The following is a 1660-nucleotide window of genomic DNA, read 5'->3' on the forward strand; positions in this document are numbered from 1 at the left end:
TGAGCAGTGTGCATCGTGACGTTGCAGGTCAGGGGTCTGGTGTGCGCGGGGTTCGCGATGCTCGGGCTGGTCGCGGGCGGATGACTTCGGTGTAGATCGTCGGTCAGCGGGAGACTTCGCGGTTCGTCAGAACCAGCAGGGCCCTGACCAGGGCGGTCGCCCATTTCGGGTCGGTGCGGACCTTGCCGAGGACCCGCCAGTTCTTCAGGTGGGCGAAGCCGTGCTCGACCGGCGCCCGGACGGCGGCCAGGGCCTTGTTGGACAGTTTCTGCCCTCGGGTCAGGGGCCGGTTGCGGGCGGCCTTGTAGCCGGTGATCACGGCCGGGTCGGTGTCCGGGCCGCTGTCGTCGAGGCCGACGAAGCCCAGGTCGGCGATGGCGCCGAGCCCGGCCGCCCGCAGTTTCCGGGTGAGCTTGTCGTGCCGGCAGGCGGTGATCTCCGAGGATCGTCCGGGGCGGGCCGCCGAGACCCACAGCAGGCGGCCCCGGTCGTCGGTGAGCGCGATCACCAGCAGGCCATGACACTTGTGCTTGCCGGAGTAGTTCTTCCGGTTCGCCGTGCCGGTGCGCCGCCGGGTCCGTATCAGGGTGCCGTCGAGCAGGACGACCCCGCCACCCGTTCGGGCGATCTTCTTGAGTGCGCGGTCCAGGCGTGGGGCGCGCGCGGCGAGCAGGCCGACGGCCTCGCGCACCCACCGGGTGACGGTGGTGCGGTGCACTCCGTTCCCGCCGGCGAGGTCGCCGGGCCGCTGGTCACAGCGCAGCACCGCCAGCACGATGCCGGCGATCTTCCCCGCGGGCAGGGCCCTCCAGCGCGAGCCGATCTTCTTCAAGTGGCCGCGTATCAAGGTGGCGAGGTAGTTCAGGGTGGCGCTCGACAGCGGCAGGCGGGCGGTGTAGACAAGGCCGTCAGGGCCCTCGACGGGGCTGGTGTTGTTCTTCACAAAACACGTCAACTGCCGTCGGGGGCCCGCCGGTTACGCCCGATACCCCGTCTTGGTGTGGCTAGCGGCGTGCGGTGAACCGTCCGTCGGGCCGTTTGTGCAGCCAGCCACGGTCAGCGAGCTTGGTCATCTTCGCCCGCAGCGGTTCCAGCTTCCCGCGCACCTCCACCTCAAGTCCCAGCTCCTCGCCCACCGCCCTGACCTGCACCGGGCCGTCCGCGGCCCGTACGATCGCCAGGATCCTGCGGTAGTCGCCGGGCAGGGCGGCCTCGTCGGTCGCGTCGCTGCGGTGCGGAATGAGCAGGACCGCCCGCCCCGCCACCTGCGCCTTCGCTGGAGCGACAGCCTCGGCGTCGGCTTGGACCTGCTCGGCCAGGCGGTTCAGCACCCGCTCCGCGATCGCCAGTTCGTCCCGCTCGACCTGGACTTCCTGAAGCTGCTTGGTCAACTGCTCGGCGAGAGCGTCCAGCTCGCTCCGGCGAGCGGTGATCCACTGCCGCTCCTGCATCCCGCAGCCCCCGCGATCTCATAACATGCCGACCTGCTGACGGATCGTAGGCGGGGGTCGGTCGCGGGCGCAGCCGAACCCGGCATCCCACCGGAACCGGAACCGCCCGATGATCTACACCATGGCCATCGGCCCGCGACCAGCCCGAGCATCGCGAACCCCGCGCATACCAGACCCGTGACCTGCAACGTCACGATGCACACTGCTCA

The 1660-nt window shown here is 70.2% G+C and carries 2 protein-coding genes; both read right to left on the bottom strand.

Annotation, left to right across the window (positions count from 1 at the left end):
* Nucleotides 1-103 precede the first annotated feature (103 nt).
* Entirely contained in the window at nucleotides 104-943 is an 840-nt protein-coding gene (locus tag ACZ5TL_RS39470; RefSeq protein WP_468595597.1) for a transposase family protein, read from the bottom strand.
* A 61-nt stretch (nucleotides 944-1004) separates the two neighbouring features.
* Entirely contained in the window at nucleotides 1005-1451 is a 447-nt protein-coding gene (locus ACZ5TL_RS39475) for a hypothetical protein (protein WP_468595598.1), read from the bottom strand.
* Between the last annotated feature and the right edge of the window lie 209 nt (nucleotides 1452-1660).

This window comes from Streptomyces sp. NPDC033136 (assembly GCF_055578235.1).

Excerpts from the sequence above, each read along its gene's own strand:
- ACZ5TL_RS39475 (WP_468595598.1), bottom strand. The coding sequence starts at position 1,451 with ATGCAGGAGCGGCAGTGGATCACCGCTCGCCGGAGCGAGCTGGACGCT.